17 protein-coding genes and 1 pseudogene are annotated in these 19,168 nt (G+C 72.1%); 9 read left to right on the top strand and 9 right to left on the bottom strand.

Annotated elements, in window-relative coordinates; genetic code table 11:
• The first annotated feature begins 76 nt into the window (after positions 1-76).
• A complete protein-coding gene (locus ABZ484_RS03710) occupies positions 77-892 on the top strand; it encodes a transglycosylase SLT domain-containing protein (RefSeq protein WP_358864261.1) in 816 nt (271 codons plus the stop codon).
• Positions 893-1,018: 126 nt separating this feature from the next.
• On the opposite strand, the gene ABZ484_RS03705 is transcribed toward ABZ484_RS03710, so the two are convergent.
• Positions 1,019-3,556 (bottom strand): FHA domain-containing protein, encoded by a 2,538-nt coding sequence (locus ABZ484_RS03705; protein ID WP_358864260.1) that lies wholly within the window; start codon positions 3,554-3,556, stop codon positions 1,019-1,021.
• Between the two features lie 241 nt (positions 3,557-3,797).
• Between ABZ484_RS03705 and ABZ484_RS03700 the strand changes: the two are divergent.
• Positions 3,798-5,600, top strand: a pseudogene (locus tag ABZ484_RS03700) (streptophobe family protein); the annotation flags it as partial.
• An 827-nt stretch (positions 5,601-6,427) separates the two neighbouring features.
• Positions 6,428-7,636, top strand: a complete 1,209-nt coding sequence (serB, locus tag ABZ484_RS03695; RefSeq protein ID WP_358864259.1) for a phosphoserine phosphatase SerB — start codon at positions 6,428-6,430, stop codon at positions 7,634-7,636.
• Between the two features lie 63 nt (positions 7,637-7,699).
• On the opposite strand, the gene ABZ484_RS03690 is transcribed toward serB, so the two are convergent.
• The 4 genes from ABZ484_RS03690 to ABZ484_RS03675 all read right to left on the bottom strand — a co-directional run bounded on the left by ABZ484_RS03690 (position 7,700) and on the right by ABZ484_RS03675 (position 10,241).
• Positions 7,700-8,218 (bottom strand): histidine phosphatase family protein, encoded by a 519-nt coding sequence (locus ABZ484_RS03690; RefSeq protein WP_358864258.1) that lies wholly within the window; start codon positions 8,216-8,218, stop codon positions 7,700-7,702.
• 105 nt (positions 8,219-8,323) lie between these two features.
• Positions 8,324-8,530 carry a hypothetical protein gene (locus ABZ484_RS03685; RefSeq protein ID WP_358864257.1) on the bottom strand — a complete coding sequence of 69 codons (207 nt, stop codon included), beginning with the start codon at positions 8,528-8,530 and terminating at the stop codon, positions 8,324-8,326.
• Between the two features lie 181 nt (positions 8,531-8,711).
• Positions 8,712-8,831, bottom strand: a complete 120-nt coding sequence (locus ABZ484_RS03680) for an SGM_5486 family transporter-associated protein (protein WP_107473521.1) — start codon at positions 8,829-8,831, stop codon at positions 8,712-8,714.
• Positions 8,832-8,879: 48 nt separating this feature from the next.
• Positions 8,880-10,241 (bottom strand): CynX/NimT family MFS transporter, encoded by a 1,362-nt coding sequence (locus ABZ484_RS03675; RefSeq protein ID WP_358864256.1) that lies wholly within the window; start codon positions 10,239-10,241, stop codon positions 8,880-8,882.
• 70 nt (positions 10,242-10,311) lie between these two features.
• Between ABZ484_RS03675 and ABZ484_RS03670 the strand changes: the two genes are divergently transcribed.
• On the top strand, positions 10,312-11,010 hold the full coding sequence (locus ABZ484_RS03670; protein WP_358864255.1) for a FadR/GntR family transcriptional regulator: 699 nt from the start codon (positions 10,312-10,314) through the stop codon (positions 11,008-11,010).
• Here the strand turns inward: ABZ484_RS03670 and ABZ484_RS03665 are convergent.
• The 3 genes from ABZ484_RS03665 to fabG form a co-directional block, all read right to left on the bottom strand.
• The gene (locus ABZ484_RS03665) at positions 10,988-11,404 is read right to left on the bottom strand and encodes a hypothetical protein (protein WP_358864254.1); all 417 of its coding nucleotides are present in this window, start codon (positions 11,402-11,404) and stop codon (positions 10,988-10,990) included. The genes ABZ484_RS03670 and ABZ484_RS03665 overlap by 23 nt on opposite strands.
• A gap of 157 nt (positions 11,405-11,561) precedes the next feature.
• Positions 11,562-12,329, bottom strand: a complete 768-nt coding sequence (gene fabI / locus ABZ484_RS03660) for an enoyl-ACP reductase FabI (RefSeq protein ID WP_358864253.1) — start codon at positions 12,327-12,329, stop codon at positions 11,562-11,564.
• Between the two features lie 5 nt (positions 12,330-12,334).
• Positions 12,335-13,054, bottom strand: coding sequence for a 3-oxoacyl-[acyl-carrier-protein] reductase (gene fabG / locus ABZ484_RS03655; RefSeq protein ID WP_358864252.1), 720 nt, complete (start codon positions 13,052-13,054; stop codon positions 12,335-12,337).
• A gap of 247 nt (positions 13,055-13,301) precedes the next feature.
• Between fabG and ABZ484_RS03650 the strand changes: the two genes are divergently transcribed.
• From ABZ484_RS03650 to tyrS, 3 genes are all read left to right on the top strand, one after another.
• Positions 13,302-14,825: a TldD/PmbA family protein gene (locus tag ABZ484_RS03650; RefSeq protein WP_358864251.1), complete on the top strand. Its 1,524-nt coding sequence runs from the start codon at positions 13,302-13,304 to the stop codon at positions 14,823-14,825.
• Positions 14,822-16,216: a TldD/PmbA family protein gene (locus ABZ484_RS03645; protein WP_358864250.1), complete on the top strand. Its 1,395-nt coding sequence runs from the start codon at positions 14,822-14,824 to the stop codon at positions 16,214-16,216. Before ABZ484_RS03650 ends, ABZ484_RS03645 begins: the two co-directional genes overlap by 4 nt.
• Positions 16,217-16,318: 102 nt before the next feature.
• Positions 16,319-17,587 (top strand): tyrosine--tRNA ligase, encoded by a 1,269-nt coding sequence (gene tyrS / locus ABZ484_RS03640; RefSeq protein ID WP_358864249.1) that lies wholly within the window; start codon positions 16,319-16,321, stop codon positions 17,585-17,587.
• Positions 17,588-17,670: 83 nt separating this feature from the next.
• Here tyrS and ABZ484_RS03635 read toward each other — a convergent pair whose 3' ends face one another.
• On the bottom strand, positions 17,671-17,958 hold the full coding sequence (locus ABZ484_RS03635; RefSeq protein ID WP_358864248.1) for a GlsB/YeaQ/YmgE family stress response membrane protein: 288 nt from the start codon (positions 17,956-17,958) through the stop codon (positions 17,671-17,673).
• Between the two features lie 292 nt (positions 17,959-18,250).
• Here ABZ484_RS03635 and ABZ484_RS03630 point away from each other — a divergent pair, with 292 nt between their 5' ends.
• Both ABZ484_RS03630 and ABZ484_RS03625 read left to right on the top strand, forming a co-directional pair.
• Positions 18,251-18,718, top strand: coding sequence for a DUF3099 domain-containing protein (locus tag ABZ484_RS03630; RefSeq protein ID WP_358864247.1), 468 nt, complete (start codon positions 18,251-18,253; stop codon positions 18,716-18,718).
• 211 nt (positions 18,719-18,929) lie between these two features.
• Positions 18,930-19,166, top strand: coding sequence for a hypothetical protein (locus tag ABZ484_RS03625; protein ID WP_358864246.1), 237 nt, complete (start codon positions 18,930-18,932; stop codon positions 19,164-19,166).
• Positions 19,167-19,168: the final 2 nt, after the last annotated feature.

Here is a 19,168-nt window from a genome sequence, read left to right as displayed (position 1 = left end):
CGGCGTTTGCGCGGGAAGGACCCCCTCCCGCAGTCCGGAGAGCGACCTCCGCGCTACTCGAAGAGGTCCATTCGCCATGTCCGCAAACTTCCGCTCTCTCCGCCATAGTCGCGCTCTGACGAAGGCCAACGAGTTTCTCCATCAGGGTCGTACGCTGACCCGGACCAAGGCCGACGAGCTCGTCCGCCGCGGTCGTACGCTGACGAAGGTCCAGAAGGCCGCCGTCGCCGGTGCCGCCACCCTCACCGCCGCCGCCATCGCCGTGCCCGTCGCCGTCTCCGCCGGCGAGGGTGTCACGACCGTCTCGGCCGACACCGTCGCCGCTCCGGTCCAGGTGGGCTCGCAGCCCGTCAAGGACGTCAAGGCGGCTGTCACCGACCAGCTCGCCGGCGACAGCGTGAAGATCCAGGCCATCGAGGCCAAGAAGCAGGCCGCCGCCAAGCAGCAGGCCGCGAAGCAGAAGGCCGAGGCCGCCGCCAAGCGCAAGGCCGAGGCCGCCCGCCAGGCCAAGGCCGCGAGCCGGTCCGCGCAGCGCCCGCAGATGCAGACGGTCGCCGCCGCCACCACCTACGGCAACAACCTGGACGGCTGGATCCGGCAGTCGCTGGCGATCATGGAGCGGCACGACATCCCCGGCTCCTACAGCGGCCTGCACCGCAACATCATGCGGGAGTCCTCGGGCAACCCGAAGGCCATCAACCTCTGGGACATCAACGCCCGCAACGGCATCCCCTCCAAGGGCCTGCTCCAGGTGATCGACCCGACCTTCCGCGCGTACCACGTCCCGGGCACGTCGTGGAACATCTACGACCCGGTCGCGAACATCACCGCCGCCTGCAACTACGCGGCGCACCGCTACGGTTCGATGGACAACGTCAACAGCGCGTACTGACCTCGGAGGTCGGCGCGGGCCTCTGACGACGACGCGGAAGGGCGGCACCCCGGTGTGGGGTGCCGCCCTTCGCCGTCGTGGACGGGCATGCGCCGTCGTGGACGGACTTCGCCGCCGTGGACGGTCCTACTTGCGCATGACCTCCGGCTCGTGACGGCGCAGGAAGCGCGCCACCAGGAAGCCGCAGACGACGCCCAGGACGATCAGCGCGACCATGTCGATGCCCCAGGCCGAGGCCTCGTGGTTCCACAGCGGGTCGGTGCTGGTCGGGTCGTCGGTGTTCGGGGCGATGTTGTTGAAGTCGAGCGTGGCGCCGGCCGCGGCCACCGCCCAGCGCGAGGGCATCAGGTACGAGAACTCGTTGACGCCGACGGTGCCGTGCAGCGTGAACAGACAGCCGGTGAACACCACCTGGATGATCGCGAACATCACCAGCAGCGGCATCGTCTTCTCGGCGGTCTTCACCAGCGAGGAGATGACCAGGCCGAACATCATCGAGGTGAAGCCGAGCGCCATGATCGGCACGCACAGCTCCAACAGCGTCGAGCCGCCCAGCACGACCCCCTGATCGGGGATCTCGCGGCTGGAGAAACCGATCAGGCCGACCATCAGGCCCTGGAGCACGGTGACCGCGCCCAGCACGACGACCTTGGACATCAGATACGCCGAGCGGGACAGGCCGGTGGCGCGCTCCCGCTCGTAGATGACCCGTTCCTTGATCAGCTCGCGCACGGAGTTCGCGGCGCCCGCGAAGCACGCGCCGACCGCGAGGATCAGCAGCACCGTGGTGGCCGTGCCGTTCGGGATGGGCACGTGGGTCCTCGGGTTCACCGGGTTCACCAGCAGACCCTTGTTGTGGTCGATGAGCAGGCTGACCGCGCCGAGCACCGCCGGCAGGATCACCGTCAGCGCCAGGAAGCCCTTGTCCGAGGCGATCACCGCGACGTACCGGCGGATCAGGGTCAGCAGCTGCGAGCCCCAGCCCTGCGGCTTGGGCGGCTTCATGGCCTGCGGCGGAGGCATGGGTACGGACTGCGGGGCGACGGCGTCGATGTCCGCGGCGTACATCTGGTAGTGCTGCGAGCCCTTCCAGCGGCCCGCCCAGTCGTAGTCGCGGTAGTTCTCGAAGGCGGAGAAGACGTCGGCCCAGGTGTCGTAGCCGAAGAAGTTCAGCGCCTCCTCGGGCGGGCCGAAGTAGGCGACGGAGCCGCCCGGTGCCATCACGAGCAGCTTGTCGCACAGCGCCAGCTCCGCCACGGAGTGGGTGACGACGAGGACCGTACGGCCGTCGTCGGCCAGGCCGCGCAGCAGCTGCATGACGTCGCGGTCCATGCCCGGGTCGAGGCCGGAGGTCGGCTCGTCCAGGAAGATCAGGGACGGCTTGGTGAGCAGTTCCAGGGCCACCGAGACGCGCTTGCGCTGGCCACCGGAGAGGGAGGTGACCTTCTTGTCCTTGTGGATGTCGAGCTTCAGCTCGCGCAGCACCTCGTCGATGCGGGCGTCGCGCTCGGCGGCCGTGGTGTCGGCCGGGAAGCGCAGCTTGGCCGCGTACTTCAGGGCCTTCTTGACCGTCAGCTCCTTGTGCAGGATGTCGTCCTGCGGGACCAGGCCGATGCGCTGGCGCAGCTCGGCGAACTGCTTGTAGAGGTTCCGGTTGTCGTAGAGGACCTCGCCCTGGTCGGCGGGGCGGTAGCCGGTGAGCGCCTTGAGCAGGGTGGACTTGCCGGAGCCGGACGGGCCGATGACCGCGATCAGAGACTTCTCGGGGACGCCGAAGGAGACGTCCTTGAGGATCTGCTTGCCGCCGTCGACCGTGACGGTCAGATGGCGGGCGGAGAAGGAGACCTCACCGGTGTCGACGAACTCCTCGAGCCGGTCGCCGACCAGGCGGAACGTGGAGTGGCCGACGCCGACGATGTCGTTCGGCCCGAGCAGCGCCGAGCCGCCCTTGGCGATCGGCTGGCCGTTGACGTACGTGCCGTTGTGCGAGCCGAGGTCGCGGATCTCGAAGCGGCCGTCGGGCGTGGCGTGGAACTCCGCGTGGTGGCGGGAGACCTGGAGGTCGGAGACGACCAGGTCGTTCTCCAGGGCACGGCCGATGCGCATCACCCGGCCGAGGGAGAACTGGTGGAACGTGGTGGGGCTGCGGTCGCCGTAGACCGGCGGCGCCCCCGCGCCACCACCGGGGCCCTGCTGCTGCGGGATCGACGGCGCCTGCTGCGGCTGCTGCCAGCCGGCCTGCGGTGCCTGCTGCTGCGCGGCCTGCTGGGCGGCGGGCGGCTGCTGGCCCGGCTGGCCCCAGCCGGGGTTCGCGCCCTGCGCGGCGTACGGCTGCTGCTGGGGCTGGGCCTGCGGCGTGGCGACGGCGGAAGCGGCGGCCGAGAGGTTCAGCCGCGGTCCGTCGGTGGCGTTGCCGAGGTGGACGGCCGAGCCGGGGCCGATCTCCACCTGGTGGATCCGCTGCCCCTGCACGAACGTGCCGTTGGTGCTGCCGTGGTCCTCGATGACCCAACTGCGGCCGTTGAAGCTGACCGTCGCGTGCCGCCAGGAGACCCTGGCGTCGTCGAAGGCGATGTCACCCTGCGGATCGCGTCCCAGGGTGTAAGGCCTGGACGGGTCGAGCGTCCAGGTCCGTCCATTGGTTTCCAGTACGAGTTCCGGCACTCCATGCCCCACTGAGTTGTCCCCCGAGTTACCCCCGTCACAGGGAGTCTAGGGATGTCGAACATCGTGGGGAACTATTTCAGGCTCCGGCCCGTGACCGAAACCCGGGCCTTGTCATGAGTGGGTAACGCACGCTTCGGCCGACGGCGTTGACGGGGTTGAAACCCGGCCGGAGAGTGGTATTCCACGCGAGGGGGACATGTACGGCGGCCACGCCGTGCCGTGGATCGGGGGGTCTGCCATGAGTGCTGCCACGAGGGCTGCCGCGAAAGCCGGGGCCGCCGGGCCGGCCGCGCCTCTGCCGTGGCTCGATGTGCTGCTGTCCGCGATCGCCTGTGTGAGCTGGGCGTTGACGGGCATGGCGGCCACCGCCGCGCTCGGACTGCACCTGCTCGGGGCGGACTCGGCCGGTTCGCTCGGCCCGATGACCGCCGCGGTGGTGGCACTTGGGGCCGGTGGTGCGGTCACACCGTCCGGGGACGTGTCCGTGTTCGGTCTGAAGGGGGCCGCGGCACACACCGCCATCCAGATCACGCCACTGGGCGTGAGTCTGGCCGGGGCGCTGCTGCTGTCGTGGTTCTTCCTACGGTCCTTGCGCACGGCCGGAGTTGTCATCGCCCCGGCCGAACTGCTCGCCCGCGCGGGGGCGGTGGTGGCACTGTTCGTGGCGATGCTGGGCGGGCTGGCGTGGGCCGGGCACGACGTGGTCACGATCGACGGCGCCTCGCTGGGTCTGGACCGGCTGCCGGGCGGGGGGAGCGGCGGCGGGAGCGGCGGCGGAGGATCGGGCGGTCCGAGCATTCCGGGGCTCGGCGACCTGGGCGACATCGGCGGGCTCCTGCCCGACAACATCGGCAGGCTCATCGACGCCAAGGCGGCCGTCGGCTTCCGTGTCGACACGGCGCCCACGCTGCTCGGCGGGCTCGGCTGGTCGGCCGGGATCCTGCTGATCGCGCTGCTCGCCTCGCGCCGCACTCCTCTGCCGCGCGGCTGGGCCGCCGCGCACCGGGTGGTGCGGCCGGCCGTGTCCGCGCTCGTCACCGTGCTGCTGACGGCGGTGGTGGCGGGCCTGGCCGCCGCCGGATACGCGGCGGTGGGCGACCCCCACCCCCGGCGCATCGCGGGGGCCGCGCTGCTCGGCGCGCCCAACGGGGTCTGGCTCGGTGTTCCGGTCGGGCTCCTCGTCCCGTGGGACGGCAGGGCCACGGGCGTGCTCGCCGCACTGCTGCCGGACCCGCTGGACCGGTTGCTGGACGCGGACTCCGACCGGCCGGTCACGCTGGCGCGCCTGGCCGACCTGGACGGGCGGGTGTGGCTGCTGGGAGTGGCGGCGGCGCTGATGATGCTGCTGGCCGGGGTGCTGACCGCGGTGCGCACACCGGTGGCGCCCGCCGGTGGCGTCGCCGGGGCGGTACGGGGACCGGGGGCCCCCGGTTTCGTGGCGCGGTGTGCGCTGCGGCTGGCGCTCGTCACCGCTGTGGCGCTGCCGTTGCTCGCCTGGCTGACGGACGTGTCCGTGGACGCCTCGCTGTCCGTGCTCGGCGTCGACGCGTTCGGTGCGGGGATCGAACTGCACGGGCACCTGGGCACGGCCCTGCTGCTGGGCGCGGTGTGGGGCGCCGGGGCGGGGGCAGTCGGGGCCCTGCTGGCCACCGCGACCGGGGCGGCGGGACGGCGTGCGGCGCCGCTGGCACTGGGTGTCATGGAAGGGGGCGGGGGCGACGGGGGCGTAGGGGTTCACACAGGTGATGCGGGGCCAGGTGGTGCGGGGCCAGGTGGTGCGGGGCCAGGGGATACGGGACCAGGGAGTGAGGGACCGACTCCGGGTCGCGGCCCTCGTCCGGCGGCCGGTACCGGGGGCGACGTAGGAGGGCCCGCCCGGCCCGGGGGCCGGTCCGGCGTACGGGCCGATGCCCCGTCCTCCGGCGCCGATGACGACCTGCGGCGGCCGGCGGGGCAGGCCGGCCCCTACTCCCCCGGTACGCCGTTCCGGCCGCCGAACCCGGCCACCAACCCGTACCTCCGGCTGCCCGGTGGGCTACGGGGAAGGGAGAAGCAGCGCCCGCCCGAGACCGGACCCCGGTCACCAGAGGTCGGTGCCGGTCCACCGGAAGGCGCCCGGCCACCCGTCCCCACCCGGCCACCGACGGCCGCCCGACCACCGGAGGACGCCCGACCACCGGAGGACGCCCGACCACCGGAAGACGCTCGACCGTCCGAGGAAACCCGAACACGGGACGACACCCGGCCGACGCAGGACACCCGACCGACGCAGACCCGACCGAGGCAGGACACCCGACCGCCGGACGACACCAGGCCGAGGCAGAACGCCGGGCCGCCAGAGAACAACCCTCGGCCGGAGGACACCCAGCCGTCGCAGATCTCCCGGACGGCGGAGGGCTCCCGACCGACGGAGGGCTCCCGACCGGCGGACGGCTCCCGGACGCAGAGCTCCCGACCGACGGACGGCTCCCGGACGACGGACGGCTCCCGGACGGAGAGCTCCCGGCCGGCGGAGGAGGCGCGCGGTCGGAAGGACGGTTCCGCGGCAAGGCGGGCGACGCCCACGCCCGAGGACGTGGCCGGGGCGCCCACGATGGTGGGTCCCGTCGCACCGCCGCCGCGTCCGAGGGGGCGGCGCCCCCGGCCGCGCTCCGGGACGTGGCCGCCTCCCCCACCGCCTCCGCCGCCGGTGGCGCCCCAACCCGATGACGACCCGCCGGACGCGCCACCTCCGCCCGCCCCACCGAGGCCACCGAGGACCCCGAGGAAACCGCCCCCCGAGTGACCCCGCCGTGCGGGCGTGTCCCCTGTCCGCCAGGCGGACCTGAGGGGCGGCAGGCACTGGGTGCCGGATACGGTGGAATCACCATGAGCGCTTCGCAGAGTTCCGATGACCTCACCCTTCTCGTCAAGATCTTCGGGAAGGACAGGCCGGGCATCACGGCCGGCCTCTTCGACACCCTCGCCGCCTACTCCGTCGATGTGGTCGACATCGAGCAGGTCGTCACCCGTGGCCGGATGGTGCTGTGCGCGCTCGTCACCCAGCCGCCCGCCGGGCTGGAGGGCGATCTGCGGGCCACCGTGCACAGCTGGGCCGAGTCGATGAAGATGCAGGCGGAGATCATCTCCGGCCGCGGCGACAACCGGCCGCGCGGCCTCGGGCGCTCCCTGGTCACCGTGCTCGGCCACCCCCTCACCGCGGAGGCGACCGCGCAGATCGCCGCGCGGATCACCAAGGCCGGCGGCAACATCGACCGTATCTTCCGGCTGGCCAAGTACCCGGTCACGGCGGTGGAGTTCGCGGTGTCCGGCGTGGAGACGGAGCCGCTGCGCACCGCCCTGGTCACGGACGCGGCGGCACTCGGTGTCGATGTCGCGGTCGTCTCGGCGGGCCTGCACCGGCGGGCGCAGCGTCTGGTCGTGATGGACGTGGACTCGACCCTCATCCAGGACGAGGTGATCGAGCTGTTCGCGGGGCACGCCGGCTGTGAGGACAAGGTCGCCGAGGTGACGGCGGCCGCGATGCGCGGCGAGCTGGACTTCGAGCAGTCGCTGCACGCCCGGGTGGCGCTGCTGGCGGGGCTGGACGCCTCGGTGGTGGACAAGGTGCGCAGCGAGGTGCGGCTGACGCCGGGCGCGCGGACCCTGATCCGTACGCTGAAGCGGCTCGGTTACCAGGTCGGTGTCGTCTCCGGCGGCTTCACCCAGGTCACGGACGATCTGAAGGACCGGCTGGGGCTGGACTTCGCGCAGGCCAACACGCTGGAGATAGTCGACGGGAAGCTGACGGGCCGGGTCACCGGCGAGATCGTGGACCGGGCGGGCAAGGCGCGGCTGCTGCGCCGCTTCGCCGCCGAGGCGGGCGTCCCGCTGTCGCAGACGGTGGCGATCGGTGACGGCGCGAACGACCTGGACATGCTGAACGCGGCCGGTCTCGGCGTGGCCTTCAACGCCAAGCCGGTGGTGCGGGAGGCGGCGCACACGGCGGTGAACGTGCCGTTCCTGGACACCGTGCTGTATCTGCTGGGTGTCACCCGCGAAGAGGTCGAGGCGGCGGACGCCCACGAGGAGGGCTGAACCGGACGCCCGTGGGGGCCCGGCGCCTGTACAGGTGCCGGGCCCCGCCTGCACGGCGCGGGGCTACTCCGAGGGCGCCCAGTAGTCGACCAGCGTGGCCACCCCCGGCTCCAGGCTCTTCCAGGAGCCGTCGAAGGTGACGACGGCGAAGGCGGCGGCCGGGAAGCCGCGGCGGCTCATCCGCTCGCGGGCCTCCTCCTCGGACGCGCCGCTCACCACCTCCGTGAGCCCCTGCACACCCGGGTTGTGGCCGATCAGGATGACGTTGTGGATGTCGTCCGGCGTTTCGTTGAGCACGGTGATCAGCTCGCCGGGCGAGGCCTCGTAGATCCGCTCCTCGTAGACGGTTTTCGGCCGGTGCGGCAGCTCGTGGACGGCGAGCTTCCAGGTCTCACGGGTCCGGGTCGCGGTCGAGCACAGGGCAAGGTCGAAGGGAACACCGGAGTCGGCCAGCTTGCGGCCGGCCACAGCCGCGTCCTGGCGGCCCCGCTCAGCCAGCGGTCGTTCGTGGTCGGACACCTGGGGCCAGTCGGCTTTCGCATGCCGGAAGAGGACAATCCTGCGGGGTTCTGCGACGCTCATGGCTCCCAGCTTCGCACGAAACAGGCCATGGGGCGCAGGGAGTTGACATGCGGCTTCGCGGGTGGCGCGGCTCGCGCCGGGGGTGCCGGGGCCGGGCGGACGGCCTCAGTGGGAGAGCAGCTCCCGGGCGTGCTGGAGCAGCTGCGTGATGGCGGGGTCGCCCGCGGTCGCGTGGCCGCCCGACGGGTTGAGTATCAGGGCGAGCAGGGTGACGAAGGCGAGGGCGGGCAGGGCCAGGGCCCACCACGGCAACCGCATGTCGACGCCGCCCGTGGTCGCCGGGTGGGGCCGGGAGTGCGTTCGGGCCGCCATGATCGCCTCCGTGGGTCTTCGAGTGCTCCTGGGACCGCCGCTCGCGGTCACACCTCGAAATTACGGAACCGGCGGGCCCCGGCCCATCCGGTGATCCACCCACTTGACCCTGACCCTCACCCCCTAGGGGATCGGGGGTTACCCCCACCCCGGGGTCAGGGGGACGCGATCCTCGCGGGGGTCAGGGGGACGCGATCGTGGCGATGATGCCGATGATCACGAAGATGGCGAAGAACGCGCCGAAGACGAGCAGCATCTTCTTCTGGCTGTTCTGCGGATTCGGGTCGAGCACAGGCTGCATGGCCCCAGTCTCGCACCCGGACCCCGCCGCGGGTGCGCCGGGGGCGGTTCAGCGCGTCGCCTCGTCCTCCACCGTGCGGTCGCGCCCCGCCAGCCAGCCCGCCACCATCTGCGGGATCATCAGGCCGGTCATCAGCGCGATGGGCAGCCCCCAGCCGCCGCTGCTCTGGTACAGCACGCCGACCAGCAGCGGTCCCGGGATGGAGATCAGGTAGCCGGTGCTCTGGGCGAACGCCGACAGCTGGGCGACGCCCGGACCGGTCCGGGCGCGCATGCCGACCATGGTGAGCGCGAGCGGGAAGGCGCAGTTGGACACGCCGAGCAGCAGCGCCCAGGCCCAGGCGCCGGAGGCCGGCGCGAGGTAGAGGCCGGCGTATCCGGCCAGTCCGCAGACGCCGAGCACGACCACGATGGGGCCCTGGTGGGGCAGCCGGGTGGCCAGGCGGGGGATGACGAAGGCCAGCGGCACACCCATCACCATGGTGACCGCGAGCAGCAGTCCGGCGGTGCCGGCGGACACACCCGCGTCCCGGAAGATCTGGGCCATCCAGCCCATGGTGATGTAGGCGGCGGTGGCCTGGAGGCCGAAGAAGGCGGCCAGCGCCCACGCGGTGCGGCTGCGGGTGATCCGCGGCGCGGGGGCCTGCGGGGCCTGTTCCGCGCGCGCGGTCTCGCGCCGTGCGGACCGCTGTTCGGCCGGTGCCCGGTCGGCCGGCGCGCTGCCCCGGTCGCGAACCAGCGGCAGCCACGGCACCACGGCCACGGCCGCGAGCGCCGCCCACACGGCGAGGCCCGGCTGCCAGCCGCCGCCGAGGGCGCCGGTCAGCGGCACGGTCACCGCGGCGGCGGTCGAGGTGCCCAGGGCGAGGGCCATGGAGTACAGGCCGGTCATGGATCCGACCCGGTCGGGGAACCAGCGCTTGACGATGACCGGCATCAGGACATTGCTCACGGCGATGCCCATGAGCGCGAGCGCGCTGGCGACGAGGAAGCCCGCCGTGTTCCCGGCGTAGGGGCGTATGAGCAGCCCGGCCGTGATGGCGGCCATGCCGGCGCACACCACCGCGGCGGGGCCGAAGCGACGGGCCAGCCGGGGGGCCATGACGCCGAAGACGGCGAAGCAGAGCGGGGGCACGGAGGTGAGGAGACCGGCCACGCTGCCGCTCATCCCGAGCCCGTCGCGGACCTCCTCCAGGAGCGCGCCGAGGCTGGTGATGGCGGGACGCAGGTTCACGGCGGCCAGCACGATGCCGACCATGACCAGGCGCGTGGTCCACGCGCGCGTGGACGCCTTCCGGGGCTCCGGCGGTGTCCCGGGTACCCGGGAAGCGGCGGTCGCGGCCGGGGTCCGGGGCTCGGTCGTGGGCGTCGTCGTCCGGGTGGTTTCCTCGCGTGCCATGAGGCCCATCATAGAATGATGGGATGATTGACTGTCCACGGCCCGGGAGTCGGCTTCCGGGTCCCGCGTGCGAAGGTGTGCCATGCCCCTGAGCCATCCCCGCCGGTCGGCGCTGTCCGAGCAGGTCATCGCGGCGCTGCGGCACCAGATCACCTCGGGCGAGTGGCCGGTCGGCTCCCGCATCCCGACGGAGCCGGAGCTGGTGGACCAGCTCGGTGTCGCCCGCAACACCGTGCGCGAGGCGGTCCGCGCCCTGGCGCACAACGGCCTGCTGGACATCCGCCAGGGCTCCGGCACGTACGTCGTGGCGACCAGCGAGCTGGCCGGCGTGATGCACCGCCGGTTCGCCGGCGCCGACCCGCGGCACATCGCCGAGCTGCGCTCCACGCTGGAGTCTGCGGCGGCGAAGCTGGCGGCCGAGCGGCGCGGCGAGAAGGACCTCAAGCAGCTGGACGCGCTGCTCGTGCGGCGGGAGGAGGCCTGGGCCTCCGGCGACGCGGAGGCGTTCGTGACCGCGGACGCGACCTTCCACCTGGCCGTGGTGGCCGCCTCCCACAACGACGTGATGACCGCGATGTACGCGGACCTGGGCGAGGTGCTGCGGGACTGGCTGCGCGCGGACGTCGGCGCGGGGCTGACCCCGGACACGTACATGGACCACACACGGCTGGTCGACGCCATCCGCGCGGGCGACGCGGAGGCGGCCGCCGCCGAGGCGGCCAGCTACCCGTTCCTGTGCCGCGCGACCCGGCTCGGGTTCAGTCCGCCCGCCGGTGAGTGATCCACACCGAGCGGATCTCCTTCCAGCAGCGGCCGGTCATCCGGACGGTCTGCGCGGGTCCCGCGTCCACCGCGGCGCCGTCGCCGTCCACGTCCCACCACCGGGCGCACTCGATGTGCAGGGCGACGCGGTCGGTCTCGGGGTACGGGTTGTGGCAGTAGGCGGTCACCTCGGACCCGGAGACGGTGCTGCGGCAGGTCGCGCCGAACGGTTCGGCCGCCGCCGGTCCGGCCGCCGGTGATGCGGGCGCCATGGGTTCACCGGCCCGCACGCGCGCGTGGTGCCAGGCGCCGTACAGCGACACGCCGTAGGCCGACGCGTCGTACGGCAGGAGCAGGACGAGTCCCAGCCCCGCGGCCAGGGTCGCCGAGGCCACGCTGCGGAACGGACGCACAGGGGACCTCCTCGGCCGTGCTGGGGAGGGAGAACGCGAGGTGAGCGCAGTCCCAGGGTGCGCGACGACCGGTCCGCCCCGCCCGGCCGGATGAGCCGGTCGGGTGACGCGAAGGGCCCGCTCCCTTGAGGGAAGCGGGCCCTTGAGCAGGTGCGTGTCAGGCGCCGATGGCGTGCAGGCCGCCGTCCACGTGGACGATCTCGCCGGTGGTCTTCGGGAACCAGTCGCTCAGCAGGGCGACGATGCCGCGGCCGGCCGGCTCGGGGTCCTTCAGGTCCCACTCCAGCGGGGAGCGGGTGTCCCAGACGGAGGCCAGCTCGCTGAAGCCCGGGATGGACTTGGCGGCCATGGAGCCGAGCGGGCCCGCCGAGACGAGGTTGCAGCGGATGTTCTGCTTGCCCAGGTCGCGGGCCATGTAGCGGTTGGTCGCCTCCAGGGCGGCCTTGGCCGGGCCCATCCAGTCGTACTGCGGCCAGGCGAACTGCGCGTCGAAGGTGAGGCCGACGACCGAGCCGCCGTTCTGCATCAGCGGCAGGCAGGCCATGGTCAGCGACTTCAGGGAGAAGGCCGAGACGTGCATGGCGGTGGCGACCGACTCGAACGGCGTGTTGAGGAAGTTGCCGCCGAGCGCGTCCTGCGGCGCGAAGCCGATGGAGTGCACGACACCGTCGAGCCCGCCCAGCTCCTCGCCGACGACGTCGGCCAGGCGCGCCAGGTGCTCGTCGTTGGTGACGTCCAGCTCGACGACCTTGGTGGGCTTGGGGAGCTTCTTGGCGATGCGCTCGGTCAGCGTGGGCCGCGGGAACGCGGTGAGGATGACCTCGGCGCCCTGCTCCTGGGCCAGCTTCGCGGCGTGGAAGGCGATGGAGGCCTCCGTGAGCACACCGGTGATCAGGACGCGCTTGCCCTCGAGAATTCCGCTCATGGTGATCAGTGACCCATTCCCAGTCCGCCGTCAACGGGGATGACGGCTCCAGTGATGTACGAGGCGTCGTCCGAGGCGAGGAACCGCACCGCGGCGGCGATCTCCTCCGGCTGCGCGTACCGGCCCAGCGGCACCTGCGCCATGATCGCCTCGCGCTGCTCGTCGCTCAGCGCCCGGGTCATGTCGGTGTCGACGAAGCCGGGGGCGACGACATTGAAGGTGATGTTGCGCGAGCCCAGCTCACGGGCGAGGGAGCGCGCGAAGCCGACCAGGCCGGCCTTGGAGGCGGCGTAGTTCGCCTGCCCCGCCGAGCCGAGCAGGCCGACGACCGAGGAGATCAGGACGACCCGGCCCTTCTTGGCGCGCAGCATGCCGCGGTTGGCACGCTTGACGACGCGGAAGGTGCCGGTGAGGTTGGTGTCGATGACGGAGGCGAAGTCCTCCTCGGACATGCGCATCAGGAGCTGGTCCTTGGTGACGCCGGCGTTGGCGACGAGGACCTCGACCGTGCCGTGCTGGGCCTCGATCTCCTTGTAGGCCTGCTCCACCTGCTCGGGGTCGGTGATGTCGCACCTGACGGCGAGGCAGCCCAGGTCCGTCAGGTCGGCCGGCGGCTCACCCGACCGGTACGTGATCGCGACCTTGTCGCCGGCGTCGGCGAACGCGCGGGCGATGGCGAGGCCGATGCCCCGGTTGCCTCCGGTGACGAGAACCGAGCGGCTCAACGGATCACCCCTTCGTAGCGGTCTGAAGCGTTCACAGCACGCCCGGACACCTCGATGAGCAGGCGGCTTCACCCGAAAACCTATCGGTCCCGACGCGAGAGCGGACAATCGGGCACCGACAGTGACGTACGAGCCCCGCTGTCGAGTCCCTACAGAAAACAGCTGACCGGGCCCGCAAACGTGTGGTCCGCGCCGCCGCCCGCGCGACATGATCGGTCCGACAGGCGACGAGAGCAGGGAGATCCCGGTGCCACATACGATCGACGAGGCCTTCACGGCCCTTCCACTGCGCGCCCTCGCCGACGCCGCGCTCGCACGCGCGCGTGCGCTGGGCGCAGAGCACGCCGACTTCCGGTTCGAGCGGGTGCGCAGTGCGTCCTGGCGGCTGCGGGACGCCCGGCCGGCCGGGTCGTCGGACACCACCGACCTGGGGTACGCGGTGCGGGTCGTGCACGGCGGTACCTGGGGGTTCGCGTCCGGCGTGGACCTGACCCTGGCCGCCGCCGCCAAGGTGGCCTCGCAGGCCGTCGCGATGGCGCAGCTGTCCGCGCAGGTGATCAAGGCGGCCGGGTCGGACGAGAGGGTGGAGCTGGCCGACGAGCCGGTACACGCCGAGCGGACCTGGGTGTCGTCGTACGAGATCGACCCCTTCACCGTGCCGGACGAGGAGAAGTCCGCGCTGCTCGGCGACTGGAGCAGGCGGCTGCTGGCGGCCGACGGCGTGGACCACGTCGACGCCTCGCTGCTCACGGTGCACGAGAACAAGTTCTACGCCGACACCGCGGGCACCGTGACCACCCAGCAGCGGGTGCGGCTGCATCCGCAGCTGACGGCCGTGTCCGTGGACGACTCCAGCGGGGAGTTCGACTCGATGCGGACGCTGGCCCCGCCCGTGGGGCGCGGCTGGGAGTACCTCACCGGGACCGGCTGGGACTGGGACGCCGAACTCGAACAGATCCCCGAGCTGCTGGCCGAGAAGATGCGCGCGCCGAGCGTCGAGGCAGGCGTCTACGACCTGGTCGTGGACCCCTCCAACCTGTGGCTGACCATCCACGAGTCCATCGGGCACGCCACCGAGCTGGACCGGGCCCTCGGCTACGAGGCCGCCTACGCCGGCACCTCCTTCGCCACCGTCGACCAGCTCGGCAAGCTGAGGTACGGCTCGGAGCTGATGAACGTCACCGGCGACCGCACCGCCGAGCACGGCCTGGCGACCGTCGGCTACGACGACGAGGGCGTCGAGGCCCAGTCCTGGGACCTGGTGAAGGACGGCACGCTGGTCGGCTACCAGCTGGACCGCAGGATCGCGAAGCTGACCGGGTTCGAGCGGTCCAACGGGTGCGCCTACGCGGACTCCCCCGGCCGGGTGCCGGTGCAGCGCATGGCGAACGTGTCGCTGCGGCCGGATCCGGCGGGGATGTCGACCGAGGATCTCATCGGCAGCGTCGACCGGGGCATCTACGTCGTCGGCGACCGGTCCTGGTCGATCGACATGCAGCGGTACAACTTCCAGTTCACCGGGCAGCGGTTCTTCAAGATCGTCAACGGGCGGCTGGCCGGGCAGCTGCGGGACGTCGCCTACCAGGCGACCACGACCGACTTCTGGGGCTCCATGGCGGCCGTCGGCGGCCCGCAGACGTACGTCCTCGGCGGCGCGTTCAACTGCGGCAAGGCCCAGCCGGGTCAGATCGCGTCCGTGTCCCACGGCTGCCCCTCGGCCCTCTTCAAGGGCGTCAACATCCTCAACACGACCCAGGAGGCCGGTCGATGAGCCCGCGTACCAGCAAGCCGCACGAGATCGTCGAGCGCGCCCTCGCACTGTCCCGGGCGGACGGGTGCGTCGTCATCGCGGACGAGCACTCCACCGCCAACCTGCGCTGGGCGGGCAACGCGCTCACCACGAACGGTGTCACGCGCGGGCGCACCCTCACCGTCGTCGCGACCGTCGACGGGAAGGAGGGCACCGCGTCGGGTGTCGTGTCCAGGTCGGCCGTGACCGAGGAGGAGCTGGAGCCGCTGGTGCGGGCCGCGGAGACCGCCGCGCGCGGGGCCGGGCCCGCCGAGGACGCGCAGCCGCTGGTCACGGGCGTGCCGGAGTCCCCCGACTTCACCGACGCGCCCGCCGAGACCTCCTCGGCGGTGTTCGCGGACTTCGCCCCGGCCCTCGGCGAGTCCTTCGCCCGAGCGCGTGCCGGTGGCCGCGAGCTGTACGGCTTCGCCAACCACGAACTGGTGTCCACCTACCTGGGGACGTCGACGGGTCTGCGTCTGCGCCACGATCAGCCCAACGGCACGTTGGAGCTCAACGCGAAGTCCCCGGACCGTGCGCGCTCGGCGTGGGCGGGGCAATCCACGCGGGACTTCAAGGACGTCGACCCGGCGGCGCTGGACGCGGAGCTGGCCGTACGGCTCGGCTGGGCCGAGCGGCGGATCGAGCTGCCCGCGGGGCGCTACGAGACGCTGCTGCCGCCGACCGCCGTCGCGGATCTGCTCATCTACCAGACGTGGTCCTCGTCGGGCCGGGACGCGGCCGAGGGGCGGACGGTGTTCTCCAGGCCGGGCGGCGGCACCCGCGTCGGCGAGAAGCTCAGCGGGCTGCCGCTGAGCCTGCGCAGCGATCCGGACCACCCCGGTCTGGAGTGCGCCCCGTTCGTGGTCGCGCACTCCTCCGGCGGCGACCAGTCGGTGTTCGACAACGGGCTGCCGGTACGGGCGACCGAGTGGATCGGCGACGGCGAGCTCAGGAACCTGCTGACCACCCGGCACAGCGCGGGCCTGACCGGGCTGCCCGTGGCCCCGTCGGCCGGGAACCTGATCCTGGACGGCGGCAGCGAGCGCTCCCTCGAGGAGATGGTCGCCGCCACCGAGCGCGGCCTGCTGCTGACCTGCCTGTGGTACATCCGCGAGGTGGATCCGGCGACGCTGCTGCTGACGGGGCTGACCCGGGACGGGGTGTACCTGGTCGAGAACGGCGAGGTGACCGGCGAGGTCAACAACTTCCGGTTCAACGAGTCGCCGGTGGACCTGCTGGGCCGGGCCACGGAGGCCGGGCGGACCGAGAAGACCCTGCCGCGGGAGTGGAGCGACTACTTCACCCGGGCCGCGATGCCGGCGCTGCGCGTCCCCGATTTCAACATGAGCTCTGTCAGTCAGGGCGTATAACCTCGTAGTCGGCTGTCACCCGACTGGCCCGGAACCGCCGGCCCGATCACCCGCGATCACCGGCGGGACCACCCACGAGATCATCGAGGAGACACGAGAACCGTGACGGACATCGTCGACGAGCTGAAGTGGCGGGGGCTGTTCGCCCTGTCCACTGACGAGGACGCTTTGCGCAAGGCGCTCGCGGACGGTCCCGTCACGTTCTATTGCGGCTTCGACCCGACCGCGCCGTCGCTGCACGTGGGGCACCTGGTGCAGGTGCTCACCGTGCGCCGGCTCCAGCAGGCCGGGCACCGGCCGCTGGCGCTGGTCGGCGGTGCCACGGGCCTGATCGGCGACCCGCGCCCGACCGCGGAGCGCACGCTGAACGACCCGGAGACGGTGGCCGGCTGGGTGGACAAGCTGCGCCGCCAGATCGAGCCGTTCCTGTCCTTCGAGGGCGAGAACGCCGCGGTCATGGTGAACAACCTGGACTGGACGCAGAACCTGTCGGCGATCGAGTTCCTCCGGGACATCGGCAAGCACTTCCGCGTCAACAAGATGCTGACGAAGGACTCCGTGGCCCGCCGCCTGGAGTCCGACCAGGGCATCAGCTACACCGAGTTCAGCTACCAGATCCTCCAGGGCATGGACTTCCTCCAGCTCTACCGGCGCCACGGCTGCACGCTCCAGCAGGGCGGCAGCGACCAGTGGGGCAACCTCACGGCCGGCCTGGACCTGATCCACCGGCTGGAGCCGGACGCGAGCGTGCACGCGCTGGCGACGCCGCTGATGACGAAGGCGGACGGCACCAAGTTCGGCAAGACCGAGGGCGGCGCCGTCTGGCTCGACCCGGAGATGACGACGCCGTACGCGTTCTACCAGTTCTGGCTGAACGTGGACGACCGGGACATCTCCAAGTACATGCGCATCCTGTCCTTCAGGTCCCGCGAGGAGCTGGAGGAGCTGGAGCGGCAGACCGAGGAGCGTCCGCAGGCCCGGGCCGCGCAGCGCGCGCTGGCGGAGGAGCTGACGACGCTGGTGCACGGCGCCGACCAGACGGCCGCGGTGATCGACGCGTCCAAGGCGCTGTTCGGCCAGGGCGAGCTGGCCGGCCTGGACGAGCGGACGCTGGCCGCGGCGCTGTCCGAGGTGCCGCACGTCGAGGTGGCCGAGCTGGGCCCGGTGGTCGACCTGTTCGCCGAGGCCGGCCTGGTGCCCAGCAAGTCGGCCGCGCGCCGCACGGTCAAGGAGGGCGGTGCCTACGTGAACAACGTCAAGGTGACCGCCGAGGACGCGGTCCCCGCCCTGGAGGACCTGCTGCACGGCCGCTGGCTGGTGCTGCGCCGGGGCAAGAAGAACCTGGCGGCGGTCGAGGTCACCGGCGCCTGAGTCACCGGCTCCTCGCCGGACGCCGTATGAGAGAAGGGGTGGTCTCCCGGGAGGCCACCCCTTCCTCATGCGCGTGCGGCGCGCTATGCCCGCTCCCGCTGCCGCTTCTTGTTGCCCCACAGCGCCATGTACGCCATGTCGCCGATGGCGACGATGATGATCGCGGCCACGATCTGGAAGACGTGCCGGCTCCAGTCGATGCCTCGGGTCTCGGCGACGCCGGCGGCGCGGGCGACCGCGTTGCCGACGGCCGCGCCGATGATGCCGAAGATGGTGGTCAGCCACAGTGGGCTGTGCTGCTTGCCGGGGATCACCGCCTTGGCGATCAGGCCGAGCACGAAGCCCACGATGATCGCCCACAACCAGCCCATGGCCGCCTCCTCCGGCTCGATGTGACCGTCACGGTCAGTGTCGGCCGTACGGCCCCGCGCCGCATGCCGGGCGCGGCTGTACGCGTCCGGCGCCGGGGGCGTGGACGGGCGCAGTCACCGCGCGCCCCGCCCGGCCGCGTGGTGGTCGTTCGCGCAGGCAGAGGGTGCCCCGGCCTCGTGGGCGCGGTCGGCGCGGCGTACCGTGGAGCAGGTGCGGACCGGTGTTCCCTTCCGGTGTGCGGCCGGGCAGGGAACCGAGGAACTGTCCGATGCGGGCGAATGGTGGATTGTGATGCGGAAGCAGCATGGCGGTGGCCACGTCCAGGTGTTCCGGATCACGGGAGCCCGGACCGGCCTCCAGGAGGACGTGCGCGGCCGTCAGCGCCGGTATGTCATCTCGATGTCGATCCGTACGGTGTCGGTGCTCCTCGCGGTGGCGCTCTGGAACGTCGAGCGGTATGTGGCGATCGTGGCGCTGGTGCTCGGGCTGGTGCTGCCCTACATCGCCGTGGTGATCGCCAACGCGGGGCGGGAGAACGCGCCGAATCTGCCGTCGACGTTCGTCACCATGCCGACGAAGCCCATGATCACCGCGCCGCGGACGGAGGAGGACGGCTTCGCGGAGTCCGGCGCGCGGGACACCACCGCAGACCCGGCGGCGGGCGCGGCGAACGGCACCCCGCAGGGCACCCCGGGCACCCCCCACGGCACCCCGGGCAGCGCCACCGGCGCCGCGGGCGAGCCGCACGACGGGGTGTGACCGGCGCCGATGGCCGGCCCGTGCGAGCCTTCGGCGGGAAGCTCAAGAAATGCTCAGATCAATCATGTTGTTCCGGTGCCGGGCTGCGGGTCACCCGTGACATACTTCGTACGCGCTCCGCATCCCCCGTCGGAGCGACAGACCGACGCCGGGCAGCTCCCCCCGTGGCTGCTCGGCGTCGCCTTGTGTGCCGTGGCTGTGAGACGAAGCTGTGACTGACGAGACCCCGATCTGCTCCGCCAAGGGCTGCCGTGCCGCCGCCGTGTGGGTGCTGGCCTGGAACAACCCGAAGATCCACACGCCGGAGCGCCGCAAGAAGTGGCTGGCGTGCGAGGAACACCGGGAGCACCTGTCGCAGTTCCTGGGGGTGCGGGGGTTCCTGAAGGACGTGGTCCTCCTCAAGGAGTGGGAAGCCTCCGAGCACCCCGAAACCCCCGACGGCTCCTGAGC

It is taken from the genome of Streptomyces sp. NPDC006393 (genome assembly GCF_040628575.1).
GTDB lineage: Bacteria > Actinomycetota > Actinomycetes > Streptomycetales > Streptomycetaceae > Streptomyces.
Note: the sequence above shows the minus strand (reverse complement) of the source record. Positions and strands in the feature narration are given on the sequence as shown.